The 26,815-nt window shown below is 69.8% G+C and carries 28 protein-coding genes; 24 read left to right on the top strand and 4 right to left on the bottom strand.

What is annotated here, in order from left to right:
* The first annotated feature begins 5 nt into the window (after window positions 1–5).
* The 14 genes from nifK to FSYMDG_RS13775 all read left to right on the top strand — a co-directional run bounded on the left by nifK (window position 6) and on the right by FSYMDG_RS13775 (window position 12,131).
* The gene (gene nifK, locus FSYMDG_RS13840; RefSeq protein ID WP_013874046.1) at window positions 6–1,529 is read left to right on the top strand and encodes a nitrogenase molybdenum-iron protein subunit beta; all 1,524 of its coding nucleotides are present in this window, start codon (window positions 6–8) and stop codon (window positions 1,527–1,529) included.
* Between the two features lie 143 nt (window positions 1,530–1,672).
* Window positions 1,673–3,223, top strand: a complete 1,551-nt coding sequence (nifE, locus tag FSYMDG_RS13835; protein ID WP_013874045.1) for a nitrogenase iron-molybdenum cofactor biosynthesis protein NifE — start codon at window positions 1,673–1,675, stop codon at window positions 3,221–3,223.
* Complete coding sequence (gene nifN, locus FSYMDG_RS13830) at window positions 3,223–4,614, top strand: nitrogenase iron-molybdenum cofactor biosynthesis protein NifN (protein ID WP_013874044.1); 1,392 nt, start codon at window positions 3,223–3,225, stop codon at window positions 4,612–4,614. Before nifE ends, nifN begins: the two co-directional genes overlap by 1 nt.
* On the top strand, window positions 4,608–5,006 hold the full coding sequence (gene nifX, locus FSYMDG_RS13825; protein WP_013874043.1) for a nitrogen fixation protein NifX: 399 nt from the start codon (window positions 4,608–4,610) through the stop codon (window positions 5,004–5,006). Before nifN ends, nifX begins: the two co-directional genes overlap by 7 nt.
* Window positions 5,003–5,488, top strand: coding sequence for a NifX-associated nitrogen fixation protein (locus tag FSYMDG_RS13820; protein ID WP_013874042.1), 486 nt, complete (start codon window positions 5,003–5,005; stop codon window positions 5,486–5,488). The genes nifX and FSYMDG_RS13820 overlap by 4 nt, the downstream gene beginning before the upstream one ends.
* Window positions 5,475–5,684 (top strand): CCE_0567 family metalloprotein, encoded by a 210-nt coding sequence (locus tag FSYMDG_RS13815; RefSeq protein ID WP_013874041.1) that lies wholly within the window; start codon window positions 5,475–5,477, stop codon window positions 5,682–5,684. Before FSYMDG_RS13820 ends, FSYMDG_RS13815 begins: the two co-directional genes overlap by 14 nt.
* On the top strand, window positions 5,681–6,058 hold the full coding sequence (nifW, locus tag FSYMDG_RS13810; protein WP_013874040.1) for a nitrogenase-stabilizing/protective protein NifW: 378 nt from the start codon (window positions 5,681–5,683) through the stop codon (window positions 6,056–6,058). Before FSYMDG_RS13815 ends, nifW begins: the two co-directional genes overlap by 4 nt.
* The gene (locus tag FSYMDG_RS13805) at window positions 6,058–6,354 is read left to right on the top strand and encodes a nitrogen fixation protein NifZ (protein ID WP_013874039.1); all 297 of its coding nucleotides are present in this window, start codon (window positions 6,058–6,060) and stop codon (window positions 6,352–6,354) included. The genes nifW and FSYMDG_RS13805 overlap by 1 nt, the downstream gene beginning before the upstream one ends.
* A complete protein-coding gene (nifB, locus tag FSYMDG_RS13800) occupies window positions 6,351–8,027 on the top strand; it encodes a nitrogenase cofactor biosynthesis protein NifB (protein ID WP_013874038.1) in 1,677 nt (558 codons plus the stop codon). Before FSYMDG_RS13805 ends, nifB begins: the two co-directional genes overlap by 4 nt.
* Entirely contained in the window at window positions 8,024–8,620 is a 597-nt protein-coding gene (locus FSYMDG_RS13795; protein ID WP_013874037.1) for an iron-sulfur cluster assembly accessory protein, read from the top strand. The genes nifB and FSYMDG_RS13795 overlap by 4 nt, the downstream gene beginning before the upstream one ends.
* 43 nt (window positions 8,621–8,663) lie before the next feature.
* Window positions 8,664–9,263 carry an iron-sulfur cluster assembly accessory protein gene (locus tag FSYMDG_RS13790; protein ID WP_013874036.1) on the top strand — a complete coding sequence of 200 codons (600 nt, stop codon included), beginning with the start codon at window positions 8,664–8,666 and terminating at the stop codon, window positions 9,261–9,263.
* A gap of 19 nt (window positions 9,264–9,282) precedes the next feature.
* Window positions 9,283–10,185 carry a HesA/MoeB/ThiF family protein gene (locus tag FSYMDG_RS13785; protein WP_013874035.1) on the top strand — a complete coding sequence of 301 codons (903 nt, stop codon included), beginning with the start codon at window positions 9,283–9,285 and terminating at the stop codon, window positions 10,183–10,185.
* The gene (locus tag FSYMDG_RS13780; RefSeq protein ID WP_347176490.1) at window positions 10,182–11,390 is read left to right on the top strand and encodes a cysteine desulfurase family protein; all 1,209 of its coding nucleotides are present in this window, start codon (window positions 10,182–10,184) and stop codon (window positions 11,388–11,390) included. The genes FSYMDG_RS13785 and FSYMDG_RS13780 overlap by 4 nt, the downstream gene beginning before the upstream one ends.
* A gap of 453 nt (window positions 11,391–11,843) precedes the next feature.
* Window positions 11,844–12,131, top strand: a complete 288-nt coding sequence (locus FSYMDG_RS13775; RefSeq protein ID WP_013874033.1) for a hypothetical protein — start codon at window positions 11,844–11,846, stop codon at window positions 12,129–12,131.
* Window positions 12,132–12,576: 445 nt separating this feature from the next.
* Here the strand turns inward: FSYMDG_RS13775 and FSYMDG_RS26280 are convergent, their stop codons facing one another.
* Window positions 12,577–12,831: a hypothetical protein gene (locus FSYMDG_RS26280; protein ID WP_131772586.1), complete on the bottom strand. Its 255-nt coding sequence runs from the start codon at window positions 12,829–12,831 to the stop codon at window positions 12,577–12,579.
* 689 nt (window positions 12,832–13,520) lie between these two features.
* Here FSYMDG_RS26280 and FSYMDG_RS13770 point away from each other — a divergent pair.
* Window positions 13,521–13,838, top strand: coding sequence for a putative quinol monooxygenase (locus tag FSYMDG_RS13770; protein WP_013874031.1), 318 nt, complete (start codon window positions 13,521–13,523; stop codon window positions 13,836–13,838).
* Complete coding sequence (locus FSYMDG_RS13765) at window positions 13,835–15,058, top strand: helix-turn-helix domain-containing protein (RefSeq protein WP_013874030.1); 1,224 nt, start codon at window positions 13,835–13,837, stop codon at window positions 15,056–15,058. The genes FSYMDG_RS13770 and FSYMDG_RS13765 overlap by 4 nt, the downstream gene beginning before the upstream one ends.
* A 225-nt stretch (window positions 15,059–15,283) precedes the next feature.
* Here the strand turns inward: FSYMDG_RS13765 and tnpC are convergent, their stop codons facing one another.
* Window positions 15,284–16,720, bottom strand: coding sequence for an IS66 family transposase (gene tnpC, locus FSYMDG_RS13760; RefSeq protein WP_013872683.1), 1,437 nt, complete (start codon window positions 16,718–16,720; stop codon window positions 15,284–15,286).
* 125 nt (window positions 16,721–16,845) lie between these two features.
* On the opposite strand from tnpC, the gene FSYMDG_RS13755 reads away from it, so the two are divergent.
* The 3 genes from FSYMDG_RS13755 to FSYMDG_RS13750 all read left to right on the top strand — a co-directional run bounded on the left by FSYMDG_RS13755 (window position 16,846) and on the right by FSYMDG_RS13750 (window position 18,462).
* A complete protein-coding gene (locus FSYMDG_RS13755) occupies window positions 16,846–17,784 on the top strand; it encodes a radical SAM protein (RefSeq protein ID WP_237703142.1) in 939 nt (312 codons plus the stop codon).
* 3 nt (window positions 17,785–17,787) lie between these two features.
* The gene (locus FSYMDG_RS29245; protein WP_013874029.1) at window positions 17,788–17,919 is read left to right on the top strand and encodes a hypothetical protein; all 132 of its coding nucleotides are present in this window, start codon (window positions 17,788–17,790) and stop codon (window positions 17,917–17,919) included.
* A 75-nt stretch (window positions 17,920–17,994) separates the two neighbouring features.
* Entirely contained in the window at window positions 17,995–18,462 is a 468-nt protein-coding gene (locus FSYMDG_RS13750) for a hypothetical protein (protein WP_013874028.1), read from the top strand.
* A 190-nt stretch (window positions 18,463–18,652) separates the two neighbouring features.
* Here FSYMDG_RS13750 and FSYMDG_RS13745 read toward each other — a convergent pair whose 3' ends face one another.
* Entirely contained in the window at window positions 18,653–19,915 is a 1,263-nt protein-coding gene (locus FSYMDG_RS13745) for an IS4 family transposase (RefSeq protein ID WP_013872077.1), read from the bottom strand.
* Window positions 19,916–20,074: 159 nt separating this feature from the next.
* Here FSYMDG_RS13745 and FSYMDG_RS24630 point away from each other — a divergent pair, with 159 nt between their 5' ends.
* On the top strand, window positions 20,075–20,440 hold the full coding sequence (locus tag FSYMDG_RS24630) for a phosphotransferase (protein ID WP_083828284.1): 366 nt from the start codon (window positions 20,075–20,077) through the stop codon (window positions 20,438–20,440).
* Window positions 20,441–20,761: 321 nt separating this feature from the next.
* The gene (locus tag FSYMDG_RS26275; RefSeq protein ID WP_131772585.1) at window positions 20,762–21,490 is read left to right on the top strand and encodes a hypothetical protein; all 729 of its coding nucleotides are present in this window, start codon (window positions 20,762–20,764) and stop codon (window positions 21,488–21,490) included.
* 705 nt (window positions 21,491–22,195) lie between these two features.
* Here the strand turns inward: FSYMDG_RS26275 and mftR are convergent.
* Window positions 22,196–22,870: a mycofactocin system transcriptional regulator gene (gene mftR / locus FSYMDG_RS13735; protein WP_013874026.1), complete on the bottom strand. Its 675-nt coding sequence runs from the start codon at window positions 22,868–22,870 to the stop codon at window positions 22,196–22,198.
* 360 nt (window positions 22,871–23,230) lie between these two features.
* Between mftR and FSYMDG_RS13730 the strand changes: the two genes are divergently transcribed.
* The 3 genes from FSYMDG_RS13730 to mftE all read left to right on the top strand — a co-directional run bounded on the left by FSYMDG_RS13730 (window position 23,231) and on the right by mftE (window position 26,794).
* Window positions 23,231–24,016 (top strand): mycofactocin-coupled SDR family oxidoreductase, encoded by a 786-nt coding sequence (locus tag FSYMDG_RS13730; protein ID WP_013874025.1) that lies wholly within the window; start codon window positions 23,231–23,233, stop codon window positions 24,014–24,016.
* Window positions 24,013–25,950, top strand: coding sequence for a mycofactocin biosynthesis glycosyltransferase MftF (mftF, locus tag FSYMDG_RS13725; protein ID WP_013874024.1), 1,938 nt, complete (start codon window positions 24,013–24,015; stop codon window positions 25,948–25,950). The genes FSYMDG_RS13730 and mftF overlap by 4 nt, the downstream gene beginning before the upstream one ends.
* A gap of 121 nt (window positions 25,951–26,071) precedes the next feature.
* Window positions 26,072–26,794: a mycofactocin biosynthesis peptidyl-dipeptidase MftE gene (gene mftE / locus FSYMDG_RS13720; protein ID WP_013874023.1), complete on the top strand. Its 723-nt coding sequence runs from the start codon at window positions 26,072–26,074 to the stop codon at window positions 26,792–26,794.
* Window positions 26,795–26,815 lie beyond the last annotated feature (21 nt).

Raw genomic sequence — 26,815 nt, 5'->3', positions numbered from 1 at the left:
CGCTGGTGTCCACCAACCCAGACGCACTTGTGGTGCGAGACCACAACACACTGTTCAAGGGCCCTGAGTACCAGGAGCAGCGCGAGCGCAAGAAGCAGTTCGAGGCCGGCTCCTCGCCGGCGGAGGTCGCCCGGGTCGCCGAGTGGACCCGGTCGTGGGAGTACCGGGAGAAGAACTTCGCCCGGAAGGACCTCTCGGTCAACCCGCTGAAGGCGTGCCAGCCGCTGGGCGCCGTGCTCGCGGCCCTCGGCTTCGCCGGGACCCTGCCGCTGGTGCACGGCTCGCAGGGGTGCACCTCGTACTTCCGCGGCCACCTCTCGCGGCACTTCAAGGAGCCGGTGCCGACGGTGTCCTCGTCGATGACCGAGGACTCGGCGGTCTTCGGGGGCCTGAACAACCTCATCGAGGCCCTCGGCACCGCCGTGCATGTGTACAAGCCGGACATGGTGGCGGTGTCGACCACCTGTATGGCCGAGGTGATCGGCGACGACCTGCAGAACTTCATCGCCAACGCCCGCACCAAGGGCGCGATCTCCGAGACCATCCCGGTCCCGTATGCGCACACCCCGAGCTTCGTCGGCTCGCACGTGCTGGGCTACGACAACATGCTGCGCGGCATCCTGTCGTACCTGACCGAGGGCAAGAAGGGCGCGTCCAACGGCACGGTCAACATCGTGCCGGGCTTCGACCCCTACGTCGGCAACATCCGGGAGCTCAAGCGGCTGCTGACCGTGCTCGGCGTCAAGCACGTCGTGCTCGGCGACCACAGCGACAGCCTCGACTCCCCGGCGACCGGCGAGTACCACATGTACCCGGGTGGGACTCCGCTCGCCGTCGCCGCCGACTCGATCAACGCCACCGCCACCGTCTTCCTGCAGTCCTTCGGCTCCAAGCGGACCAGGGAGATCGTGGGCGGGTGGGCCGGCGAGACGGTGACGGTCAACCCGCCGATCGGCATCGGCAACACCGACGTCTTCGTCACCGAGATCGCCCGGGTGGCCGGGGTCGGGGTGCCGGACGAGATCACCGCGGAGCGCGGGCGGCTGCTCGACGCGCTGACCGACTCGCACGCCTACCTGCACGGCAAGCGGGTCGCGATCGCCGGCGACCCCGACTTCGTCACCGGGATGCTCGGCTTCCTGCTGGAGCTGGGCATGGAGCCGATCCACGTGCTGGCCACCAACGGGGACGAGACCTGGGCCAACCAGACCCGGGAGCTGCTGGCCGCCAGCCCGTTCGGCCGGCAGGCGACCGTCTGGCCGGGCAAGGACGGCTGGCACCTGCGGTCGCTCGTGCACACCGAGCCGGTCGACCTCATCGTCGGCTCGACCCATCTCAAGCACCTCGCCCGTGAGGCGAACGTGCCGCTGTTCCGGGCCGGTTTCCCGATCTTCGACCGGCACCACCTGCACCGCTTCCCGATCTACGGCTACACCGGTGGCCTGGCGCTGCTGACCCAGCTGGTCAACCTGTTCCTCGACGAGCTGGACCGCAACGCGCCCGACCACAGCTTCGACATCGTCCGCTGACCGGCACCATCCGCTGACCGGCACCATCCGCTGACCGACACCATCCGCTGACCGACAGTGTCCGCTGACCGGCAGCGGGTGCTGACCGACACCATCCGCTGACCGGCACAGCGTGCTGACCGACACCGTCCGCTGAGGTGAAAATGGCTGCCCTGACGAAGATCGACGCCGCGGTACTCTTCGACGAACCGGCGTGTGACCACAACCGCGCCAAGGAACCCAAGGCCCGCAAGACGGGCTGCTCCCGGCCGAAGCCGGGCGGCACCGCCGGCGGCTGCGCGTTCGACGGCGCGATGATCACTCTGGTTCCGATAGCCGACGTCGCCCACGTGGTGCACGGCCCGATCGCCTGTGCCGGCAACTCGTGGGACGGCCGGGGCAGCCTCTCCTCAGGCCCGACGCTCTACCGCCGGGGCTTCGCCACCGACCTCGGCGAGCAGGACGTGGTCTTCGGCGGCGAACAGCGTCTCTACGACACCATCGTCGAGGCCGCGCGCCGCCACCGCCCGCCCGCGGTCTTCGTGTACGCCACCTGCGTCACCGCGATGATCGGCGACGACGTCGACGCGGTGTGCGCGGCGGCGGCCACCGCGACCGGCATCCCGGTGGTCCCGGTGCACTCGCCGGGATTCGCCGGCAGCAAGAACTTCGGCAACCGGCTCGCCGGCCAGGCCCTGCTCGAACACGTCATCGGCACGGTGGAACCGGCGTTCACCACGCCGTATGACGTGAACCTGGTCGGCGAGTACAACATCGCCGGCGAGCTGTGGGACGTCACCCCGCTGCTGGCGAAGCTCGGCATCCGGGTGCTGGCGAGCGTCAGCGGTGACGGCCGCTACGCCGACGTCGCCGCCGCCCACCGCGCGAAGGCGACGATGGTCGTCTGCTCGCGGGCGCTGCTCTCGCTGGCCCGGGGCCTTCAGGACCGCTACGGCATCCCCTGGTTCGAGGGCAGCTTCTACGGCGTCCGGGCGATGCGCGACACCCTGCGCGGATTCGCCCGCGTCCTCGGCGACAAGGAGCTCTCCTGGCGGGCGGAGGAGCTCATCGCCACCGAGGAGGCCGCCCTGGCGACGGCGCTCGCCCCCTACCGGGAGCGGCTGGCCGGCGCCCGGGCGGTGCTCTACACCGGCGGGGTCAAGAGCTGGTCGCTGGTGGCGGCGCTGCAGGACCTCGGGGTGGAGGTCGTCGCCTCCGGGGCCACCAAGAGCACCGAGGACGACGTCGACAAGATCACCGAACTGCTCGGTGAGGACGGGATCGTCGTCCGCAACGGCACGCCCGCCGAACTGCTGCGGGTGGTCGCCGACACCCAGGCCGACATCCTGATCGCCGGTGGCCGCAACCAGTACACCGCGCTCAAGGGCAGGCTGCCCTTCCTCGACGTCAACCAGGAACGCCACCACGCCTTCGCCGGCTACCCCGGAATGATCGAACTTGCCCGGCGGCTGGATCTGGCGCTGTCCAGCCCGGTCTGGGAGCAGGTCCGGGCGGACGCGCCCTGGGGGGACGAGCCGGATCCCACCGGCCCCACCGGCCGCCCGGGAGGCTCGGCCGCCAGCGCCGGTGGCACTGCCGCCGACGCTGTCACGGCCGCTGTCACGGCCGCCGACGCGGCCGCCGGCGCGGCCGCGGGCGGCGGCTTCGAGGACGGCACCGACGACATCGACGACAGCGATCCCGAGGTCTTCTGATGGCCCGCGTCACCACCGGCGGACACCGGGCCGCCTTCGACCCGCTCAAGCACAGCCAGCCCCTCGGCGGCGCGCTGGCCTTCCTCGGCCTGGCCCGCTGCATCCCGATGCTGCACGGCGCGCAGGGCTGCTCGGCGTTCGCCAAGGCCCTGCTCACCCGCCACTTCCGCGAGCCCATCCCGTTGCAGAGCAGCGCCATCAACGACGTCAGCGCCGTGCTCGGCTCGTCCGAGTCGCTGCTGGGCGCGCTGGACACCATCAACGAGCGGCAGCGTCCCGACATCATCGGGGTGCTGACCACCGGCCTCACCGAGGTCACCGAGGAGGACATGTTCGGTGTCCTCGGCGCGTCGAAGTACGCCCCGGGCTCCCGTGGCCCGCTGGTCGTCGCGGTGTCCACCCCGGACTTCCACGGCGGGCTGTCGGACGGCTGGTCCGCGGCGCTGCGGGGGATCGTCGCCGCGGTCCCGGCCACCGGGGTGACGGTTCCCGGCCGGGCCGCCGTGCTCGTCGGCCCGACGCTGACCGCGGTGGACATCGACGAGATCGCCGATCTCGTCCGGGCCTTCGGCCTCGACCCGGTGGTCGTCCCCGACCTGTCCGGGTCGCTCGACGGCCACCTCGCCGCGAACTGGTCGCCGGTGACCACCGGCGGGACGACCCTCGACGCCCTGCTGGGCCTGGCCGGCTGCGAGGTCGTCGTCGCGGTCGGGTCCGCGGCGGCCACCGCCGCCGGGGAGCTGGCGGTCAAGGCCGGTGCCCCGCTGATCGCCCACGACCACCTCAGCGGGCTGGCCGTCACCGACCTGCTGGTCACCGACCTGATCCGGCACACCGGCGCGACCGCCCCCGAGGCGGTTCGGCGCTGGCGCCGGCGGCTGGCCGACGGGCTGATGGACAGCCACTTCGTCCTCGGCGGGGCGAAGGTGGCCCTTGCGCTCGAACCCGACCAGCTTGTCGCGGTCGGTTCGCTGTTCTACGACGTCGGCGCCGAGATCGTCACCGCGGTGTCGCCGACGAACGCCGACGTGCTGCGGCAGGCGCCGTGGGAGGAGGTTGTCGTCGGCGACTTCGTCGACCTCGCCGAACGGGCCGCGGCGGCCGGCGCCGAGCTGGTCGTCGCCTCCAGCCACGGGGCCGACGCGGCCGCCGAGGCCGGCGCGGCACACCTGACGATGGGCTTCCCCGTCTACGACCGGATGGGCGCCCAGCTGCGCGCCACGTCCGGGTACCGGGGCAGCCTGCACCTGCTCGTGGACGCGGCCAACCGGCTGCTCGAACACCGTGAGTCACACCGTCCGTCGCGTCATCCGGCAGCCGCGGCGCCGACGGGCGCGGCGGCCGCCGAGCGCTTGGAGCAGGACGAGCACCTGGAGGAACTGGCATGTTGAAGGTCGCCTTCGCCACCAGCGACGGCATCGTCGTCGACCAGCATTTCGGCTCGTGCCGCCGGTTCGACGTCTACGAGGTGTCCGCGGAGCTCGCCTCGCTGTACGAGAGCCGGGTGCTCGACCCGGCCGTCGACGACGAGGCCGAGAAGATCGAAAGCCGGCTGGACGCCATCCGGGACTGCGCGATCCTGCACGTCGCCGCGATCGGCGGGACAGCCGCCGCGAAGGTGGTCCGGGCCCGCGTCCATCCGCTGAAGGTCACCGAGGACACCTCGATCGCGGACCAGATCGTCCGGCTGCAGCGGGTGCTCGCCGGCAACCCGCCGCCGTGGCTGCGCAAGCTGCTGCGCGCGAGCGGATCCGGCGCCACCCCCACCTGGAGCCCGCGATGACCATCGACATCACCGGTGCCGGCACCGGCGGCGCGGGTGTGGACGTCACCACCGGCTTCCTGCGCGACCTGATCGACCAGCTGCGGGCCGGGGACACCTACGGCCAGCTCGACCGCCTCGGCTGGGAGAAGCTGCTCAGCCCGTTCGTGCTCACCCCGCAGCGGCGCCGCGAGCTGGGGATCTCCTGTGATGTCGACCCGGCCACCGAGGGCCGGCTGCGCTCCTTCTACCAGGCGGTCGCCGCCGGCATCGAGAAGGCGACCGGCCTGGTCACCGGCTATCTGCTCGATCTCAGCCATGAGGGCTTCGGCCGGGTCACGGTGTTCACCGGCCGGCTCGTGGTCGTCTCCGAGGTGCTGCGTGACGCGCACCGTTTCGGCTTCGACTCCATCGACCATCTTGCCGGGCGCGGCGAGGCGCTGGTCGGCGCCGCCGCCGCGCTCGTGCGTGCCCACCCGGAGGTGGCCCGTGACGACTCCTGACGACATCCCCGAGCTGCGCACGAAGCTGAAGAAGCTCAACAGCCTCGCCACCCGTCTCAAGCTCGACCTGCACGACCTGGCCGAGGACCTGCCGGTCGGCTGGGAGCAGATCCTGGAGACGGCCACCGCGACCTACAACACCTACGTCGAGATCAACCGTCTCGAGCGCGAACTGGCGAAGGTGGACGCGGCATGACCGCGGCATCCGCCGAGCAGCTGCCACCCGCCGAGCAGCTGTCACCCGGCGAGCGGCTGGCGCGCTTCCGCCAGTGCGTCACCGCCGAGGACTACTTCCAGGCCCTGGACGTCCCCTTCGACCCGAAGGTGGTCGCGGTCAACCGGCTGCACATCCTGCGGCACTTCTCCCGGGCCGTGGCCCGGACGGACGCGGAGAACCCCGCTCCGCAGGAGCGGCTGGCCGCCTACCGTGCCGCCCTGGTCGCCTCCTACGAGGCGTTCACCACGGCCGGCGCGCTCGACCACCGCCTGTTCAAGGTCCTCGCCGACCGCGCCCCCCAGGCGTTCGTCGCCCTGGACACCGTCACCGTTGAAGCCGAGAAGAGGGCCTGATGGACGTCAGTTTCGAGGAACCGCCGCTGTCCGAGGCCGCCTACGACGTCGGCGACACCGTCGTGGCCGTCAAGGACCTGCGTAACGACGGCACCTTCCCCGAGCCGGGGATCAGCGTCGGGGACGTGCTGGTGGAGACCGGGACAGTCGGTCACATCCACGGTGTGGGCGTCTACCTGCAGGAGCACATCGTCTACGCGGTCGCGTTCAGCAACGGCCGGGTCGTGGGCTGTCTGGAGCGCGAGCTGGACCTGGTGACCGCCGCGCCGGGCCGGGAAGCGGGTGAGCGGCCATGACCCCCCAGCCGGCGCGGCCGGCGCCGGTACCGGCGCGCTCGATCCCCCTGACGGTGCTCTCCCCGGCCGAGGCGGCCGCGGCGGCCGCGGCCGCCTCGGCATCGGCGCCGGTGGCCGCTGCGCCATCGTCGCCGTCGCCGGCGGCGGGGTGCGCGTCCACCCAGGGATGCGGCACCAGCACGACCGGCCTGGATCCCGCGATCGCGGAGAAGGTCGCCAACCATCCCTGTTACAGCCAGGAGGCGCACCAGTACTACGCCCGGATGCACGTCCCGGTCGCGCCGGGCTGCAACATCCAGTGCAACTACTGCAACCGCAAGTTCGACTGCGCGAACGAGAGCCGCCCCGGCGTCACCAGCAAGCTGCTCACCCCGGAGCAGGCACTGGCCAAGGTCAAGCGGGTGGCCAGCGAGATCAAGCAGATGAGCGTGCTCGGCGTGGCCGGGCCCGGGGAGCCGCTGGCCAACGCGGGGCGCACCTTCCGCACGATGGAGCTGGTGGCCCGGGAGTGCCCGGACATCAAACTGTGTGTGTCCACGAACGGGCTCACCCTCGTCGACCACGTCGACCGCATCGCGGATCTCGGCATCGACCATGTGACGATCACGATCAACATGATCGATCCCGAGGTCGGCGAACGGATCTACCCCTGGGTGGCCTTCCGCGGTAAACGCCACACCGGCCGGGAGGCGTCGAAGATCCTTGTCGAGCGGCAGCTGGAGGGGCTCGCGGCGCTCACCGAACGCGGGATCCTGTGCAAGGTCAACTCGGTGATGATCCCCGGGGTCAACGACGAGCACCTGGTGGAGGTCTCCCGCACGGTCCGCGGCATGGGGGCCTTCCTGCACAACGTGATGCCGCTGGTGTCCGCCCCCGAGCACGGCACCCACTACGGCCTGACCGGGCAGCGCGGGCCGACCCCGCAGGAGCTCAAGGCGCTGCAGGACCGCTGCGAGGGCGACGACGGCGCGCAGATGAACATGATGCGCCACTGCCGGCAGTGCCGGGCCGACGCGGTCGGCCTGCTCGGGGAGGACCGCGGCGACGAGTTCGGCCCCGAGACCTACCTGGAGGGCGAGGTCACCTACGACCTGGCCGGCCGCCAGGAGGCGCACGCGGCGATCGAACGCTGGCGTTCCGACGTCCGCGCCACCCGGGAGGAGCTGCGGATCTCCGCCGGCGCGGCAAAGCCGGAACGCACGGTTCTGATCGCGGTCGCCACCAAGGGCGGGGGAGTGGTCAACCAGCACTTCGGCCACGCCGAGGAGTTCTGGATCTACGAGGCGGGCGAGCGGTGGGCGCGCCTGGTGGGCACCCGCAGCGTCGCGCGCTACTGCGAGGGCGCCTCCGAGTGCGATGACGAGGAGGAGAGCGGCAAGGGGGAGAGCGGTAAGGGATCGGTGCTCGACCGGACCGCCAGCATGCTGTCGGACTGCGCCGCCGTGCTGTGCAGCAGGATCGGTAATGGACCGCGGGAGACGCTGGCCGCGGCCGGGATCGAAGCCGTCGAGTGCTACGACATCATCGACTCCGTGGTCGCCACCGAAGGTGCGCGGCTTGCGGCGCAGGGTGCCCAACAGGCGGCGGACGACCTGTTCGAGGACACCCCGGACGAGCTGTCCGCCCCGCGCCCGCGGTCGGCCGGGCCGGTCGCGGCGAAGGTGGGATCATGATCACAAAATTGCAGGTCGTGCTCACCGAACGTGCCGGCGAGCAGGTCCGGGCGCTGCTCGCCCGCGACGAGACGACCACCGGCTACGGCCTTCGGGTCGGTGCGGAACCCGGCGGCTGCTCGGGCTACAAGTACAGCCTCGCGCTCGCGCCCGCCGCCGAGAAGGGCGACATCACCGTCCGCCAGGACGGGTTCGACGTGTTCGTCGCGTCCGAGTCCGCCTCGCTCGTCCACGGGGTCCGTATCGACTATGCGGAGTCGCTGACGTCGTCGGGTTTCGTCTTCTCCAACCCGCGCGCGGCGGATCCGTGCTCCTGCGGGTCGTCCTTCTCCGCGGACGCCGCGGAGCGTCAGGAGGGTGACGAAGATACCCTGTGGCGGCAGGTCGACGAGGCGATCCAGCAGGTAAGGCCGTTCCTGCAGCGTGACGGCGGGGACGTCACGGTCGTCGACATCACCGCGGGCGTCGTCTCCGTCCGCCTCACCGGAGCCTGCGGGGGATGTTCCGCTGCCCTGGACACGCTCACGGGCGTCATCGAGCGCCAGCTGAAGGAATCGGTGCCAGCGGTCGAGCGGGTCGTCCTCGCGTACTGACAACTCCGTCCGAGCGCATCTGAACGCATCTGGAGGTGGACCAGTGGATATCACGATCAGTTTCACCGAGCGGGCGGCTGGCCAGGTACGTGCGCTGCTCGATCGGGAGGGCGGCACGCCCACCGCCGGCCTGCGGGTCGGCGTCGACGGCAGCGGCGGCGGCTGCGCCGGGCACCGGTACCGGCTGGCCGTCGAGCCCGCGCCGAGCGTCGGCGACGTCGTCACCCGGGTGGCGGACTTCGACGTGTTCGTCGCCGCCGACGCGGTCGACCAGTTCGACGGCATGCGCATCGACTACAGCGAGTCACTGATGTCGTCCGGCTTCACCTTCTACAACCCGCATGCGCGTAGCCACTGTATGTGTGGCCCGTCGTTCGTCCCGCCCGTCCAGCCGGACGGGGTGGAAACGTCGCTGCTGCAGAAGGCGAACGTGGCGATCCAGCACATCCGGCCGCACCTGCAGCTGGTGGGCCGGGACGCCTCCGTGGTCGGGGTCGCCGACGGCGTGATCTCGGTGCGGCTGACCGGTATCGGCCTCGAACGCGAGGCCGACGTCCTCGAGCTGGTGAAAACGGTCGAACAGCAGCTCAAGGACGCCGTCCCCGACGTCCGACGGGTCGTCCCCGCCTCCGTGGGCCGGTAGCGGAAGGCAGGGGGACGGCATGGACATGCGGCGGTTCGAGCGTCAACTGACACTGAGCGGTTTCGGGCTACCGGGACAGGAGCGGCTGTGCGAGGCGACGGTGCTTGTGGCGGGTGTGGGTGGGGTAGGCGGCGCCGTCGCCACCTACCTGGCCGCGGCTGGCGTCGGGCGGCTGGTCCTCGTGCATCCCGGCGCCCTCGAGACACCCGACCTCAACCGACAGACGCTTATGCGACCCGACCGGGTCGGTGAGTCACGGGTGGCCTGCGCCGCCGGCACGTTGCGGGAGCACTACCCGGCCGTCACGGTCGAGGCGTGGGACCGGGACCTGTTCGACCCGCTCCTGCCCGGTCTCGTCGCCGGCGCGGACGTGGTAGTCGACGCCCGCCACAACTTCCCCGAACGGTTCCGGATCAACCGGATGTGCCTGGACCTGGGGGTGCCGCTGGTCTTCGCGGCCATGAACAACACCGAGGCCCAGCTGCTGACGGTGCTGCCCGGCGACCCGTGCCTGCGCTGCGTGTTCGCCGACGGCGACCCGGAGTGGGAGCCGCTCGACTTCTCGGTGCTCGGCGCGGTGGCCGGCACGGTGGGCTGCCTGGCCGCCATGGAGGTCATCAAGATTGTTTCCCGGTTCGGTGAGCCGTCCAGCGGGAAACTGCTCACCTTCGACCTGTGGGACATGGACTTCCGGTCGTTCCCGGTGGCCCACGACCCGCAGTGCGTCGACTGCGGGCCCGTCCGGCGGCAGCCGTCGCACCCCCAGCCGTACACGGTGCGCCGCGTCCCGCTGTCGGACGTGTCGGATGTGTCGGCAGGCGTGCCAGGCCTGGCGGACACGGCCGGCACAGCCGGGGCCGGTGGGCTGGCGGGGGCCGGGGCCGGCTCCTGCGTCCGGTGCGGTCACGACGATCCGCTGTGACCGGATCTCCCGTGACCCCGATGATCTACTGTGACTACAACGCGACGACCCCGGTCGACCCGCGGGTGCTCGACGCGATGCTGCCGCTGTTCACCGAGGACTTCGCGAACGCCTCCAGCGGGCATGCCGCCGGCCGCGCGGCCGCCCGCCTGGTCGAGCGGGCCCGCGAGCAGGTCGCGGCCCTGGTCGGCGCCGGCCGGCGCAGCGTCGTGTTCACCGGCGGTGCCACCGAGGCGGCCAACCTCGCGATCCACGGCGTCCTCGCCGGTGCCGAGCCCGGCCGTCGACGCGTCCTGGTGGCGGCCAGTGAGCACAAGGCCGTTCTCGCGGCGGCCGGGCAGGCCGCGCGGCTGCACGGCGGCTCGGTCGAGCTGATCCGGGTGCTGCGCGACGGCACCCCCGACCTCGATCATCTCGCCGCGCTGCTGTCGAAGCTGTCGGGGCAGGTCGGGCTGGTCGCGGTGATGGCCGCGAACAGCGAGACCGGCGCGATCGCGGACGTCCGGCAGGCCTGCCGGCTCACGCACGGCGCCGGCGCACTGTACCTGTGCGACGTCACCCAGGCCGCCGGCAAGATCCCCGTCGCCCTGGAGGCGCACGGGATCGACCTCGCCGTGCTCAGCGCGCACAAGATATACGGACCCAAGGGGGTGGGTGCGCTCGTCGCCAGCCGTCCGCTGCAGAACCGGCTGACACCGCTGATCGTCGGCGGCGGCCAGGAGCGGGGGCTGCGCAGCGGCACCATCAACAGCGCCGGCATCGTCGGGTTCGGCCGGGCCGCGCAGCTCGCCGCCGAGCGGCTGCCCGCCGACGCCGACCGGCTGCGCCACCTCACCGCGCTGCTGCACGGCCTGCTGACGGAGAAGCTCCCCGGCGTGGAGCTCAACGGCCCGAGCGTCACCCGGCTGCCGAACACGGTGAACCTGCGTTTCGCCGGGGCGGACGCCGACGCGGTGATGACGTCGATGCCGCAGGTCGCGGTGTCGGCAGGCAGCGCCTGCAAGGGTTCGAGTACCGAGCCGTCCCACGTGCTGACGGCGATGGGGCTCGACACGACCGCCGCGTTGGAAAGCCTGCGCTTCAGCCTCGGCCGCCCCACCACCGAGGACGAGGTACACGCGCTGGCCACCCACGTTGCCACCGCCGTCACCCACGTCCGCTCCCTGCACACCCACCCCCACACGACCCTCCGCGCCCACACCTGACCAGCGGTCCGGCCGCGTTCCCCGGGACTGTCCGGGCGGCGGTGTAACGGGCAGTGGTGTAACGGGCTGCGGTGGTCAGGCGTTTCCGCAGGTCACGACCTTCATCTCGGGAACAGGGATCAGGACTTCCTGGCGCTCCCCGTTCCCGGCCGGCCTGACGCACCTTTCAGGGGGTCGGACCCGAGCCGGGGCCACCTGATGGATGCGGCCTGCGGCCACAGCACCGTCAGAGCCGAAGGCGTAGGTGAAAACCGTCGTTGTATCGCCCCATTTCGTGGGTCTCGCAGGTCACGGGCGTGCCGTTCCTTGTTGATCTCACCGTTTCGCCGTAATCGATCATCCGGCGGACGGTTCCCGGATCACACGCCGGAACGGCAGCGACCCGGAGTCGGTGCGCCAACACCCACTCCGGGTCTTGATCCCCAACCCTACGGACACAGGAGTCAGAGACCCATGGACACGATCCCAAACAGTCGTCGGCCCGGTCGTAGCGGGTCGCACTTCAGCGGCCTGTTGATGGCGCACCTGGCGGAGTCGGCGCGCGTCGAACTGCCCCCGCCGGACTCGGACCTGTTCATCCTGCGACCGGCACTCGTGTTGCCGGCCGGGGTACAGATCTGCGTGGACATCGCCAGCACGGACGCGGACGCGGCCACCTGGTGGACGTCGCTCGCGGTAGAGGCCACCTACGCGTCGCTGTGGCACAAGAAGCGCAACCGGACCGGGCCATACTCCCACTGATAATCGTGGTCGTGGCGGTGCCGGCTGCGTGAGCGGCACCGCACCCGATGGCCGATGATCGAACCCTGTCGGTCACTGGCCATCGGGCGGCAGGGGGTTGATGTTGTGTGTGGCCTACGGTCATGGCTCCGGCTGAGCTGATCTCCTCCGTCGGTCGGGCAGGCAACGCCCTACCCCGGGTTCTCCCGGCCGCGCAAGGGCCGCCGGATCCACTCTCGTCCGGGTGGCCGTGCGGCCCTTGCGCGGCTGGGAGGTTCCGGGGTAGCCCTTGGGGGTGCCCGTCCGGCGGAGGCGATCAGCGGACGTGCGCGCTTCCCCTCCCCTCCGGACGGGAGGGCCGGGGGCTGGGGCGGAGCCCCGGAGAAGTCTCTACGGACATTTGGTACCGCTTCTAAGCCGTCTGGCTACGCTGTGACGCAACGCGTCAACGCCTCACCGGTTCAGGTCATGATTGATCGCGTGTATCTGGGTTCAGAATTGAAGACTCCGACGCCATGATCGCGATATCGGTGGGTTTGACGTTGAGACGTGCCGCGAGGTCGGCAGGGGTTGCGCCTGCCGTGAGAGCTTCATGAAGGGCTTTGTCTCGAATGTGGCGTGCGTCGAGGCGGTGAGTGGACAGTATCCACATGAGCCGATCGGCTTCGGCTGCACGAGCCATCGGGTCGGTTATTTCATGGAGATCGTCGAGTTCACACATGACGCGATTATGAGCGATGAGTAGAAAGATGACTACTCAATGTTCAAAAAAGACAGAGGGTGTGGACCGGATTTCGGTTGGCGCTTTCGGCTTCCATCGACCTAGCATTACTCGAAGTGAATGATCTGCTACTTGCGGTTCTGGTTGATGGGCCCTTCCGTGGCGGAACATACGCTGTCACAGCCGGCTCAATTTTGTTTTTCGGACGGTCCTGGCTTAATCCCGATCCGGTGATCTATCTGCCGACAGGAACGGTCATTGAGACCGAGGAAGGTGAAGCCCTGGTCATGCGGGTCGTCGTGCCTCGTGCGCCCTCCCGCCGCCGATGATCCGTGTGTCCGGCTGGCTGCGGTCGACAATTCATCGGCGAGGCCGGGTGGACGGCGGGGGCCGCGACGGGCCGACGTGCCAGGGCGGGTGGCGGGACCGACGCGCCGCCGAGCACGGCGCGTCAGCGCCGCGCGCAGGCGTCGCGTGGCGGTCCCGCCGGGTCTCGCCCCCGGGCGCGGCGTGCGTGGCGCGGCCCCCGCGGCGGCCCGGAGGGCCGCCCTTGAAACCGTAGAGAAAATTGGCGAAAGCTCCACCTTTGGTTGTGCTAGCCGCACAAAAAGTACGGGATCGCTTGAGAAGTGCGGCAGGAGTTAGAGTTGCACCCGTGATCCCTGAGCGTAGAGGTGGAGGGTCCGTGCATGTTCGCGCTTGTCGTGCGGTTTGACCTGACCTCGGACGGAGCCGACGGCTTTGATCGCCTGGTTGCCGAGACAGTGCCGCTGATCTTGACCCGCGAGTCCGGGACCTTACTTTACGTGACACACATCGTGGAGGGTGCGCCGCTGGCGAGGATCTTCTACGAGGTGTATGCCGACCGTGCGGCGTTCGACGCGCACGAGGAGCAGGCCCACGTGAAGCGGTTTCTTGCCGAGCGTGAACAGTATCTGTCCGCCCCGGCGCGGGTCGAGTTCGTCGTACCCGGGCCGGCGAAGGGCGTTCCGGCCGGTGCACGATGACCGAGCCTTCCACTGTTGGTGAGCGGCTGGCGTTCCACCGCAAGCGGCGAGGCTTGTCCCAGGTGGCGCTGGGGAAGCTGATCGGCCGTTCGGAGAGCTGGGTGTCGCAGGTTGAACGCGGTACCCGGATGGTGGATCGGCTATCGGTGCTGGCGCAGGTCGCTGACGCGCTGAACATACCCGTCTCGGAGTTGGCACCCGACGTCCCACAGGATGCGCTTCCAGCCGAGTACAGCCCGTACATCGCCGAGCTCCGACGGGTGTTGACCGGGCATCCAGCGTTGGCGGCTGTGCTCGGCGCGGGCAGCCTGTCCGTTCCGTCGGCGGCGGATATTGAGCGGTTGACGCTGCGCGCCGGATCCGTCTGGCCGCTCGTGCACGCGTCCCGCTACGCGGAAGCGGCGCCGCTGCTCGCGGAGTTGATCCCCGCGTTGGAGGTGGCGGGCCGCAGTCTGCCGCCCGGCGAGCAGCGGGCGAACGTGTTCCGGACCGGGTCGATGGTGTATCAGGCTGCGGCGGCGTTACTGGCCAAGATCGGGGACGTCGAGTCGGGCTGGATCGCCTCCGACCGGGCGCTGACGGCCGCGGAGCAGGCCGGAAAGCCCTTGCTCGTGATCGCCGCGCAGTACCGGATGGCGCACGCCCTCATGAGCCCGGCACGGCTGGCGCATGCCCGCTACACCGCGCAGGCCGCAGCGGACGCCCTCGAAGATCGTCTTGTTGAGGCCCGACCGGAAGCGATCTCTCTGTGGGGCGGGCTCCATCTGACGCTTGCGATCATTGCCGCGCGGGAGGGGAACCGCGGCACGGCACGGGAGCATCTGAACAAGGCTGCGGAAGCGGCGGCACGCGTTGGTGAGGGGCGCAACGACTTCGATACGGAGTTCGGCCCGACCAGCGTACGCCTGCACGAAGTGTCGGTCGCGGTCGAGTTGGGCGACGCCGGCGATGCACTCGATCGGGCCGCGGGGATCGACAGGTCCGGGCTTTCACCCGAACGGCGTGCGCGGTTCCTCATCGACCTTGCCCGTGCCTACGGCCAACGCCGCAGGACGGCCGACGCGGTGGCGAGTCTTCTCGAAGCCGAAGTGCTGACTCCCGAGCAGGTGTGGGAGCATCCCCGCGTCCGTGAGCTGGTCGCCGATCTTCAGCACAGCGAGGGGCGTCGGGCCTCCGCAGAACTCAAGGCGTTCGCGCATCGCGTAGGCGTCCTCATCTGACCCAGGACTAGTACAGAAAGTGCTAGACAGTACTTCTTGTTCCAGGTACTGTTCGTCCTAGTGATCGACCGTGCTTCAGACCCGATGTGAACGGGGATGCCGTGTCAGTGAAGCTGTTACCTGGGGTGGCCTCTGTCCGCTACCGGCAGCGGATAGGAACCTGTGCCGTCCAAACGTCCATTCAATCCGTGGTTCGTAACTAGTCAGGTAGTTTTTGATCTTGAGTTAGCTGATCGCGGGCATCCAGGGACGGCCCTCGGCAAGTTGGACGAGAGCGTCGAACAGGCTGATGCTGTGTTTGGTGGCGGTGGACAGGTAGCTGCGGATCGCGCAGAACTGGCGGGCGCCGGTGAGCGTGCGTAGGCAGCCGGATACCTTCTGCCGTAGTTTGATCATGCGGATGTCGCGTTCGGAGCCGTTGTTGTCCGCGGGAACCCGCCAGTCGCGGGTGAACCGAAGGTAGTCGGCTTCGCGGTCGACGAGCCGGCAGGCCAGGGCATGGCGGGCGGCCATGAGTTTCGTGCCGCGCGGCGAGGTCTGGCTGATCCCGATGTGAGCGGCGTGGCGCAGCTGCCGGGTCTGGGTGGCCGGTGCCTGCTCGTCGATGGTGACGCCGGTAGTGGCGGCGTCGACGGCGAGGCGGTGCAGGGCGACGAGCGCGTCGCCTGCCTGGGCGGCCCAGCACCAGGTTCCCGTCGGGGCCGCGTCGACGACGGCCTGTAGTTCGCGCAGCACGTGAGCGACGCACAGCTGGTGGGTGGCGCCGGTGTAGCTGTCGTAGGGGGCCCAGGCGTCGTGGACCACCACCCCACCGAAGGCGGGAAGCACCCCGAGGGCGTCGATCCCGCCGCTGCCGCGGGTGGCATGGCAGTCGATCAGCGTGTACTTGTCGGTGCGGGCGCAGTGCACCCAGTGCAGTTTCCCGGCGACCCGCAGCCCCGTCTCATCGGCCCCGATCACGTCGGCGGCGGCCAGCAGACCCCGGACGGTGTCACGGAAGCCGTCGAGTCCGGCGGCGGCACGGGCGGTCATCGCACCGACCGTGCCCGCCGAGATCGGGATCCCAACCAGCTCGGCCAGCGCGGTCGCGGTCCGCTCCTGCGACAGGAACTGACCGGAATACAGGTAGACCACCGCCGCGGCCACCCGCGGCCCGTACTGCACCGGCGCGTCCACCCCGGCCGGTGCCGCCGCCTTCGTCCGCGTCCCGCAGCCGCACTCCCGCTCGATGAGCTGATGTTCGACCACATGCGGACGTAGTTCGGGCAGGTCGAACACCTGCCGCCGTTCGGTCCGGGTCACAGGCCGGCCCGCAAGCCCCGCCCCGCACCCCGCACACGGCCCCGGCTCATGCCGCAGGCGCACATCAGGCTCAGCGAGCATCCGCAGCGTCGATCCCGGATGCCCGCCCTGCCCACCGGGCCTGCGGCCGGTCTTCTTCCGCAGCGACTTCGGTGGCGGTTTCGCCAGCCCGTCCGAACTCGGTGGCTTCGCCGAGTTCCGCGAGTTCTTCGCGACCTGAGCTTCCAGCTCGGCGATCCGCACCCGCGCCTGTTCCAACGCCGCAGCGGTCTCGACCAGCTGCGCCCGCAGACTCACCACCAGCGCCGCGAGCTCGTCATACGACGGCACCGGCGGCGACGCGGGCGGACCATCCGACACACCCGGACCCTACGGCCCGATCAACCACACAGCACCAACGACCCGGGCCTTCAGGCCATCGAGGAGTCCCAGCCAGCCGGGAAACCAAAAACAAACGATCTACCAGACCTGACCAGTTACGGAATCTGGACATCGCGGAACATTCTCTTGGTCGGAAGGTTCTCGTCCGGAAGCAGTCCCCCTACGGGTACGGTCGTGCCTCCTATGAACTGAATCTTGGCTGTAATTACGATTGTGAGCACTGCTACCTTGGGCTTAAGAAGTTCGAGGGGCTGTCCTGGCCCGAGCGGGAGCGGCTGTTACACATCATGCGTGACGCCGGGGTGCTGTGGCTTCAGCTCACCGGCGGTGAGCCAATGATTGATAAGTCGTTCGTTCAGGTCTACGAGCTCGCGTACGAACTCGGCATGATGCTCAGTATCTCCTCGAACGGATCACGGCTGTCGAATGCGCGGATCCTCGACTTGCTCACATCCCGCCCCCCGTATCGGCTCACTCTCAGCGTCTACGGTGCCACCGCTGACAGTTACGACGGGTTGACGCGACGGCGTGGATCGTTTGCCGCTTTCACGCGGGGTCTAGCCGCTGCGCATGAGGCCGGTCTGCCCATCAACCTGAGCCTGATCGTCGCGCGACAGAACGCCCACGAGGTGAACCAGATGAAGGCCATGGCCGAACGTCTGGAGTTGCCTTACACTCTGTACACGAACATGTCTCCGACGATCTACGGTGGCCCGGAAAGTCTGCCGGCTCAGTCCGAAGAGTATCTACGGAAACGCAAGGTTTTCACCGGCTGTAACGCCGGACACACCTTTTTCCATGTCGACCCGCACGGCATGGCTTCCATCTGCAAGGTGGGTCGCGACCCGCAGATCCCACTCATGGATGACGGCGTCGACGGCCTGCGCCGCCTCGGCGAGATCGCCGAGGCCCTCCTACTTCGCCAAGGGGCTGTTCCGGCTGCTCCCTCAGTGGTATGTGCGGGACGTGCATGCCGCTGGTCACGCTCTACCGCAAGGCGAAGGCTCCGCTGTCCATGTACTGCCAGCACTGAAGGGAGGTAGGTCATGACAGCCGTTCTCGTGGAGATCACGCCTGGACCCGCGGCTGACGACGAGATCGTCTTCATCGATGATGTGGATGCGCTCGTGGAGTCGTCGAAGTGCAGTTGCAACGCCGGTGACGACAATCCGTACTGACCGATCGGACGGCGGGTCGCCCTGGTGTCGAGCACGCCAGGGTGACCCACCACAAGCAGCCACAGGGGAAACACTGTGTCCGTGCCGCGTATCCACTGGAACGACCTGCCGCAGACTGTCCGGCGTGCCGTACAGGAGTGCGAAGGCCCTGTCCTGAAGGCGGAGACAGCCACGGGTGGGGCCAACTCCGGGATTGCCGCGACGCTCTACACGGCCACGCGAACAGTCTTCCTCAAGGGCATTCCAAGTGATCACCGACAGGTCTATACCCAGCGCCGCGAGATGGACATCAATCCATATGTTCTCACGGTTGCCCCACGGGTGTTGTGGCAGATCGAGGCCGACGGCTGGAACCTGCTCGGATTCGAGCATGTCGATGGCAGGCACGCCGATTTCTCGCCCGACTCCCCGGATCTTCCGAAAATCGCCGATCTCGTACAGCGACTCAACCAGATTCCGTGTCCCGACCTGCCGTTGCGAAGCATAAAGAAACGCTGGATCGATTACGCGGACGAGGCAGCATTAGAGCTCAATGGCGCTTAGTTAAGCGGCCCGAGCGAGCATGATCTTCGGTGATTGATCATGCTTGGTGCCGGTGTCTGTTGGGCTTTTGACTCGGTAGGCGTTGTGTCGGCCTCGTCTGATGGTGCGTGGGTACGTGCGGTGGAGGCGCACGGGGTTAAGCCGTTCGGTGATCTCTGTGAAGGTTTCCCGGAGCGCGTGCGTGTGGTCCTCAGGGGGAAAAATCCGCCTGGTCGGTGACCTGGCGGCGGACGACGCGTAGTGATCGCATGAAGGATAGCCTGTCCGGGTCGACGTCGGCTTCGTCGGCGGCCTCGCACATGAGACATCGGATTGCGTAGTGGCTGAGGAGCAGCGCCCAGATCTCTTGTTCCACCAGGTCCGGGAGTTTCGAGCGTAGGACGCGGGCTTCGCCCCGCTGGTGTGTCTTAATCTCATCGAAGATGTTTTCGATTTCCCAGCGCTCGTGATAGGCCGTGGCGAGTTCCACCGCTGGTATGTCGGTCTGGTTGAGGATATTGGTGATGAGGCAGATCAGTTCTCCGGTTCCGGATCCTGTGCGGTCAGGCACCGTGTATTCGATGACGCGGACGGGTGTCGCGGAGTCCTCGGGAAAGTCGCGGCCGGCGCGGGCGTCGGCGATGATCTGGTTCCGCTGTTTCCCTCTGATTTTCGGGTTGACGATGATAGAGAGGTAGGAGCTGTCGGGAAGGGACCGGATGACCGGTAGCGTGAGATCGGATTTGACTCGCCAGAGCAGGTCCGCGCCGGTGTCGAGCGCCTGCTGCCAGAGGTCGAAGCTGTAGAAGTAACGGTCGGCGGTGAGGAGCATCCCGGGTTCGCAGGCGTCGAGCAGGGTGGCGGCGAGAGCACGTTCGTCGCTGGCACGGGGACCGACCGCGGCGGAGACGATCGCGTGCGTGCCGCATTCGGCGAGCGCGACGACGTGGACCTGGGGCAGAGCGCTGGCCTTGTGTCCGTTGGTGGACCGCCCGAACCTGGCCACGTTCTCGGGGGTGTCTGCGGCGTCGAGGAAGAACCCGTCGATCGCCATCAGCCGCCGGGAACGCAGCCAAGTGCCCTTGGTACCCAGCCCCGCGACCGGCACAGCGACACGTTCGAACAGGACCTTCAGGGGGGCGGCACCGAGCCTGATCCGTGCCTGCGAGATCGCCCCGGTGGTCGGGACTTTCCAGTCACCCTGCCAGTTCCCCAGCCATCTCAACGCACCGGCGAGTTTACGCATGACTTCTTCGTAGTCATCGTCGAAGAACAGGCACATCGTCATGGTGAAGTACACCATGACCCGGGCTGGCAGCAGCCTGGTACGCCGTTCCTGCCGCTTCGTTTCCACCAGTACCTCTTCGACGAGGTCCCGGGGAACGATTCTGGCGAGCACACCGATCGAGATGCGGTCGGTCAGCCGGTCGTTGTCAACGGCTGGCAATTCAACTACCTGGCGAAGGCGCACCACATCTGGATTCTATCTGCCGACCGGCCGAAATCGCGGCATGAGCACTCCGCCGCCTACTGATCGACGTTGAGGAACGTGACTGGATGCCGTGTTCAGAAGTTGATCGATGCGGGATCGGGCGTTGGCGTGTCGGGATGGACGGACGCCCCTCCAGCCTAATTGAGCGGCATTGCATTAGAGCTCCTGGCCGGAGACGCCCTGCTGCATACCGACTTCGCCCCTCACAACGTACTGGTCAACGACAGGGCGTATCTTATCGACTGGGCCTGGCCCACTCGCGGACCCGCCTGGTTCGATGTGGCAGTTCTTCTCGTGCGGCTGATCGATGCCGGCCACACCCCCGAGGATGCCACGGCCTGGGCGACTCAGTTCCCAGCCTGGCAGCACGCTTCCAACGAGGCTGTCGACGCCTTCACGGTAGCCAACCTTCGTATGTGGCAGGAAGTCGTACATGCGGATTCACAGCCGTGGAAGAAGCGACTAGTGGAAACGGCGCGAAAATGGAGCGAATACCGTTTTTCTTGATTGGTAAAAGACTGCATTTTCTTCCCGTGAATACGCATTAAAAATTCAACGTAACGGAAGCGGACGGTCGGCGGATTTTTGATCGACTGCTATGCCGAGAAAGGCGGTCGGGAACATGGGCGGCGAGCAGCATCTTTACGCGCTGGTAGCCTTTGATGGACGGCAGGCGAAGGGCGTGTCAGAAGTTGTGCTGGCCTTCGAGAGTCCGGCCGCGGCAAGTCATTTCGCGGACGCGAACGGCATAGGTGATTACAGGGTTGGTCCGGTCCGGTTTTCTGGAAGTTCGGCGGCTCCTGCGGTCCGCTGGCGGGGAGTGGCCGTATGATACTGGACGAGCAACGTGCTGTCAGGCATCGCCTGTACGCGGTGGGTATGTTAGCGCAGGATGCGGCATACGAACAGGATCCGACGGGTGTTCCGCCGCTGCTCTCGTCCGATCTGCGCCGGGCGCTGCTCGCCGTGCTGGCGGTGACGCCGGAACCGCTACTACGAGCCGGTCACGGAGTGACAGAAAGCGAAGCAACAGCATTTCTTGCCGGTCAGCAAGCGGCTTTGGACGCCGTCCACACCGCATTGGCACGGGCATGGTTCCCCGCACGGCCACGACGCGGACGCCGGTCCCCACAACCCGCCGATGCGAAGGCACCGACACCGATTTACCCGACCGGGTGTGATCCGACACAGCGCACACGGTCGGAAGCGGCGGTGACGACGCGCCGGGAGTTTCCCTTGTTGGATGGCTTCCGGACACCGGACGGTCCTACAAAAACGATCATAGCTGGTGGCGTCGTGCCGGACCGGCTGGTGGTTGTGGATGGTGACGGGGTGGTGGTGGCGGAGTTCGACGGGGCGGCGTGGGAGAGGGCGCATGCCTGGGTGCATGCGCGGGTGGCGGAGCCGTTGACGCGGCGGCCGGTGTGTATCGAGGATCACCGTAACCGGCAGACCTGGCAGATCGATGTCGGCTCGTGCACGCACACGCTGTGGGTGCCGGGATGGCAGAGCGATGGTGCTTCGGCTTGCCCGTTGATAGCGCCGATGGATCGGTAGCGCGGTCGGATGGACCGGGATCGGGCGGGTTTCGCCGTTGTCCGTCGTCGTGTCGCCGCGATGGTGTGTCGTGCGGTTTCTACCTACAGGCAGGCGCGGCCAAAGGCGGTGAAATCCCGTGGTTCCGACGTCCCGGGTCACGGACGCGTGGCGGCCACGGGGTTCCAGACGGATCACTGGACGGTGACCTCGGCCCTGCCGCACCCGCCCTCCAAGCAGGAGCCGAGGGTGCTCTGCGGCAGGCGCAGAAGTCGAGCCGCCTCGGCATCCGAGCACGTCTCACGATTCAGCACGGTCGTTGACATGTGGTGGTTGCTCCCGTCGGGCCTGCTGGGAGCAACCGAAGGTAGGAACCTGGTCCGTGGCAGGCCGGGCTGTGCGGGGAGGAGGCCGGACGTCCTGGCTGATGGGTGTGGGGCTGATGCGTTCGGGCGGGTGGCAGGGCGGTCGACCACGGGTGGCGGGCGCGGGGTAGAGATCGTCGTTCTGGGCGGGACGATGCCGTGGTGAGCGGTTGCGGTGGGTACGAGGAGCCTGGCTCGTGAACGGTCGGGGGGAAGAGCACGGCGTCCCGGATACGGATGGAGCGCCCTACGCGCGGACAGGCGCCCGCGCGGATGCGGTGCCCCGTGCGGATGGCGCCGCCTCGCCGTGGTTACCGGCCGGGGTGCGGCCGATGCCGGGGGATCCGCGGTACATCGGTGGCTACCGGCTGCTGGGGCGCCTGGGCGAGGGCGGCATGGGGTTTTCGACTGTGCCGGCGAAGCCGGCGGCGAGCTTCCGCATGGCGGCGTCCAGGAGTTCGGTGAGTTCCAGGTTCTCGTGGCGTAGCCACTGTTCGTAGGCGGCGATCGCCACGCCCAGGGTGGCGTACGCGATCGCCTGCGGGGCCAGGGCGTGCTCGTCCTGGCCGATGCGGTTACCGATGAACTCGGCGATGACCTGCCGCCACGCGACATAGCGCAGGGTCGAGTGTGCCTGCAGGGCTGGGGTGCCCAGGATGAGCCGCATCCGCCGGCGGTGCCAGGGGGTCTCGGCGGGGCCGACCCGGTTGAACTCGATCAGCGCCTGGCGGACGGCGTCCATCAGCGGGACGTCGGGCGGGTAGGTGCGCAGGTCCGCTCGCAGCCGGGCCAGTTCCTCGTCGAAAGCGCCCCAGACGACGTCGTTCTTGGACGGGAAGTAGCGGAAGAACGTCCGCCGCCCGATACCGGCGGCGCGGGCGATGTCGTCGACGGTCGTCCGCTCGAAGCCGCGTTCGGCGAAGAGCTCGAACGCCAGATGCTCCAGCTCGGCGCGGCTGGTGACGGGGCTGCGGCCACCCCGGCCGCCGGATGTGCCGGATGTGCCGGGTGCGCGCTCTTCGCCCTGGTTCCGCATCGCCTCTTCCGGGTGGCATTGAGTGCCAATATTATGCGTGCCTGCGGTCACAGCGAATCATGTTGTCGGACGGGAGCATGCCATGCCGCACCGGATGCCCGGGTCGTGCCGGACGCGCGCGGCGGGCGGCCCACGCCCGGCGCGCATCCGGAAGCCGCCGGACGCCGGCCGTGGCCGACCGGCTGCCCGCCGCGGGCACGGTCACCAGCGGCGGGAAGGGCGGTGACCCAGCCAGCGGCGCCCACGGACGCGGTGGCCGAAGGAACAGCGGCAGGTACGGCAAGCGAGGGAACAGCGGGCGAGAGAACAGCGAGCGAGGGAACGGCAGGCACCGCGCGGGCCGCGGCCGGGGGGACGGCGGTGGACCCGCAGGCGGGTAGCGGCCGGGTGGCGGTGGTGACGGGGGCGGCCCGCGGCATCGGCGCGGCCGTGGCGGGCCAACTGGCCGCGCAGGGGTGGCGGGTCGTCGCGGTGGACGTGTGCGCCGACCTGCCCGGCGTCGCCTACCCGCTGGGGACGCCGGAGGAGCTGCGCGCGCTCGCCCGGCGCTGGCCCGGCCGGGTCCGCGACGTGGTGGCCGACGTGCGCGAGGCACAGGCCCTGGCCGAGGCCGTCGAGCTGGCCGAGCGCGAGTTCGGGGGAGTGCACGCCGCGGTGATGGCCGGCGGCCGTCCGCTGTGGGAGACCACGGACGCCGAGTGGGACGTCCTGTTCGAGGTCGGTGTCCGCGGGGTGCTCAACCTCGCCCGCGCGGCCGTGCCCGCCCTGCTGCGCGCCGCGCCGCCGCGCTCCGGCCGGTTCGTCGCGCTGGCGTCGGCGGCGGCCCATCGCGGCCTGTGGCATCTGGCCGCCTACAACGCCGCGAAGCACGCCGTCGTGGGGCTGGTGCGCGGGCTCGCGACCGACCTGCGGGGCACCGGCGTCACGGCCACCGCGGTGTCCCCGGGCTCCACCCGCACGGCCATGCTGGACGCGACCGCCGCCCTCTACGACCTGCCGGACGTCGACGGGTTCGCCGGATACCAGCTCCTCGACCGCCTGCTGCGGCCGGAGGAGGTCGCCGCCACCGTGTGCTGGCTGTGCGGCGAGGGCTCGTCCGCGATCACCGGCACCGTGGTGCACGCCGACGGCGGCTTCACCGCGTGACAGGCACCGTGGGCCCGGCGGGCTCCCGCGACGCGGACACCGCTGTGACGAACGCCGGAAATCCCGCGAGCCCCAGGAATCCCGCGGACTCCGGGAGACCCGCGAAGCGCGCGGACGACGCCTTGGACGCCGCGGGCTCCCGGAGCCCGGGCACTCCCGCGGCGGGAGCCGGCGGCACCCGGGACGAGGGCCGCGCGGGCTCGGGAAGCCCGGCGGACGGCGTCCTGCGGCTGGTCTTCGACCCTGGTACGCGCCGGTGGGCCGACGGGCAGGTGCTGCTCGGCGGTTCCCCGCTGCGGGTCCTGCGGCTGCCCGCCGCCGGCGCCCGGCTGGTCGAGGAGTGGATGCGCGGGCAGCCGGTCGGGCCCGATCCGGCGCGGCGGCGGCTGGCGGACCGGCTGGTGGCGGCCGGAATCGCCCACCCGGTCTACGAACGTCCCCGGCTGCGCCTGTCCGACGTCACGCTCGTCGTCCCCGTGCGCGACCACGCCGCCGCCCTGGAACGGTTGCTCGCCGCGCTGGGCGCGGCAGGTGAGGTGGATACGGCGGGCGAGGCGAACAAGGCGAACAAGGCGGGCGAGGCGGGCGAGGGGGATGCGAGGGAGACAAGGAAGGCGGGGGAGGCGGGGAAGCTGGCGGAAGTGATCGTCGTGGACGACGGATCCGTGCCGCCGTTGCCGCGGGCGACAGCCCGCCACCAGCGGCCCCGCGGCCCGGCCGCCGCGCGCAACACCGGCTGGCGGCGGGCGGGCACCGAGCTGGTGGCCTTCCTGGACGCCGACGTGCGGCCCGAGCCGGGCTGGCTGGAGCCGCTGCTGGCGCACTTCGACGCCCCGGACGTCGCCGCGGTGGCCCCCCGGGTGACCAGCCTGCCCGGGCGGTCGTTGCTGGCCCGCTACGAGCGGGCGCGCTCGTCGCTGGACCTCGGCGTCGCCGCGGCGCCGGTGCGGCCGGCCAGCCGGGTGAGCTACGTCCCCTCGGCCGCGCTCGTGGTGCGTGCCGCCGCCCTGCGGGAGCTGCGCGGTTTCGACGAGCGGATGCGCTTCGGCGAGGACGTGGACCTGGTGTGGCGGCTGGTGCGTGCCGGCTGGCAGGTCCGTTACGAGCCCGCGTCGCGGGTCGGGCACGCTCCCCGCGGCCGATGGACGGCGTGGCTGCGGCAGCGTTTCGACTACGGGACGTCGGCGGCGCCGCTGGCCGCCCGGCACGGTGGTGCCGTCGCGCCGGTGCGGATGTCGGTGTGGAGCGCGCTGTCGTGGGCGGCGGTGGCCGCCGGCCGACCGCGGGCCGGGCTTGTGGTCGCGGCCGGTACGGCGGCGTTGCTGCCGCGCAGACTGACGCCGCTCGGGGTGCCCGCCACCGGGGCGCTGCGGGTGGCGGCGCTGGGGCACCTCGGCGCGGGCCGGCTGCTCGCCGACGCGGTGACCCGCGCCTGGTGGCCGGCGGCCGTCCCGCTGCTGGCGGGCACCAGGCGGGGCAGATGGCTGCTGGCCCTGGCGCTGGGGCGGCACCTGCACGAGTGGTATCAGCGGCGGCCGGACGTGGATCCGCCACGCTGGCTGCTGCTGCGGGCACTCGACGACGCCGCCTACGGCGCCGGGGTCTGGTGGGGCGCCGCATGCGCGGGCACGCTCACCCCGCTGCTCCCGGAGCTGTCCGGCCGGCCCACCGCGGTGACCGCGTATCTGCGCCGGATCTCCCGGCGGCGCTGTGATCGTTGTGATTTTGATGCTGTTGGGACAGCACCAGAATCACAACGATCATGTTGCTCGAACTCGGCCGACATCGACGATCGCCGGGTCGGCCGGGTCGGCCGGGTCGGCCGGGTCGGCCGGACGGCGGCTCCCGGCCTGTTCAGGAGGTCCGGCCGGGGCGTCCGGACCAGGGCCGAAGGCAGCGAGGCCAGAGCCGAGGCCCGCGGGCGGCACCCGTGACCGGCCTGTGCCCCGTGACCGGCCTGTGCCCTGAAGCTGCCCCGTACCCCGGGGCCGCCCCGTCCACCGGGCCATGTCGCGTTCCAGGGGCATCCCGGATCCTGGGAGGGCATCACATATCGTGACCGCTGTGCGGCCCTGGCGGTTGGCGGAGCTCGCCTGGCCCGAGGTGGCCGAGCGGGCCGCCGCCAGCGTGCTCGCCGTCCCCCTCGGTGCGACTGAGCAGCACGGGCCGCACCTGCCGCTCACCGTGGACACCGAACTTGCCACGGCGCTGTGCGAGCGGCTCGCCCGTGCCCGCTCCTGGGTGCTCGTCGCGCCGGCGCTGCCCTACGGCGCAAGCGGTGAGCACGCGGGCTTTCCCGGCACCCTGTCGATCGGGCAGGACGGCGTCGAGCTGCTGCTGGTCGAGCTTGTCCGCTCGGCGGACGCGTTCGCCGGGGTGCTGCTGGTCTGCGGGCACGGCGGCAACGCCGCGCCGCTGCGCCGCGCCGTCGCCCGGCTGCGCGGTGAGGGCCGGCGGGTGCTCGCCTGGCTGCCCGGCGGGCCCGCGGACGACGCCCACGCCGGCCGTACCGAGACCTCGGTGATGCTCGCGCTGCGCGGGCAGGCGGTGCGGCTTGACCATGTCGAGCCCGGGGTGACCCGTCCGATCGGTGAGCTTCTGCCGGCGCTGCGGGAGTCCGGGGTGCGCGCGGTCAGCCCCAACGGCGTGCTGGGCGATCCGACCGGTTCCTCCGCCCGCGCCGGAACGCGCATCCTGGACGCCTGGGCCCAGGAGCTCGCCGCCGCGGCCGACCGGTGGCACGACAGCCTGCCGCACGACCGGAAGAGCCAGCCGTAGGACCGGCGGCCGGCCGTGATA

The sequence above is a fragment of the Candidatus Protofrankia datiscae genome, assembly GCF_000177615.2.
Classification (GTDB): Bacteria; Actinomycetota; Actinomycetes; order Frankiales; family Frankiaceae; genus Protofrankia; species Protofrankia coriariae.
The sequence above is the reverse complement of the archived record's forward strand: the minus strand, read 5'-3'. Positions and strand labels throughout refer to the sequence as shown.

Bases quoted from the DNA above. Each gene is read 5' to 3' on its own strand.
- nifE (WP_013874045.1), top strand. From the start codon at position 1,673: ATGGCTGCCCTGACGAAGATCGACGCCGCGGTACTCTTCGACGAACCG.
- nifN (WP_013874044.1), top strand. From the start codon at position 3,223: ATGGCCCGCGTCACCACCGGCGGACACCGGGCCGCCTTCGACCCGCTC.
- nifX (WP_013874043.1), top strand. From the start codon at position 4,608: ATGTTGAAGGTCGCCTTCGCCACCAGCGACGGCATCGTCGTCGACCAG.
- FSYMDG_RS13820 (WP_013874042.1), top strand. From the start codon at position 5,003: ATGACCATCGACATCACCGGTGCCGGCACCGGCGGCGCGGGTGTGGAC.
- nifW (WP_013874040.1), top strand. From the start codon at position 5,681: ATGACCGCGGCATCCGCCGAGCAGCTGCCACCCGCCGAGCAGCTGTCA.
- FSYMDG_RS13805 (WP_013874039.1), top strand. From the start codon at position 6,058: ATGGACGTCAGTTTCGAGGAACCGCCGCTGTCCGAGGCCGCCTACGAC.
- nifB (WP_013874038.1), top strand. From the start codon at position 6,351: ATGACCCCCCAGCCGGCGCGGCCGGCGCCGGTACCGGCGCGCTCGATC.
- FSYMDG_RS13795 (WP_013874037.1), top strand. From the start codon at position 8,024: ATGATCACAAAATTGCAGGTCGTGCTCACCGAACGTGCCGGCGAGCAG.
- FSYMDG_RS13785 (WP_013874035.1), top strand. From the start codon at position 9,283: ATGGACATGCGGCGGTTCGAGCGTCAACTGACACTGAGCGGTTTCGGG.
- FSYMDG_RS13775 (WP_013874033.1), top strand. From the start codon at position 11,844: ATGGACACGATCCCAAACAGTCGTCGGCCCGGTCGTAGCGGGTCGCAC.
- FSYMDG_RS26280 (WP_131772586.1), bottom strand. From the start codon at position 12,831: ATGTGTGAACTCGACGATCTCCATGAAATAACCGACCCGATGGCTCGT.
- FSYMDG_RS13770 (WP_013874031.1), top strand. From the start codon at position 13,521: ATGTTCGCGCTTGTCGTGCGGTTTGACCTGACCTCGGACGGAGCCGAC.
- FSYMDG_RS13765 (WP_013874030.1), top strand. From the start codon at position 13,835: ATGACCGAGCCTTCCACTGTTGGTGAGCGGCTGGCGTTCCACCGCAAG.
- FSYMDG_RS29245 (WP_013874029.1), top strand. From the start codon at position 17,788: ATGACAGCCGTTCTCGTGGAGATCACGCCTGGACCCGCGGCTGACGAC.
- FSYMDG_RS26275 (WP_131772585.1), top strand. From the start codon at position 20,762: ATGATACTGGACGAGCAACGTGCTGTCAGGCATCGCCTGTACGCGGTG.
- mftR (WP_013874026.1), bottom strand. From the start codon at position 22,870: ATGCGGAACCAGGGCGAAGAGCGCGCACCCGGCACATCCGGCACATCC.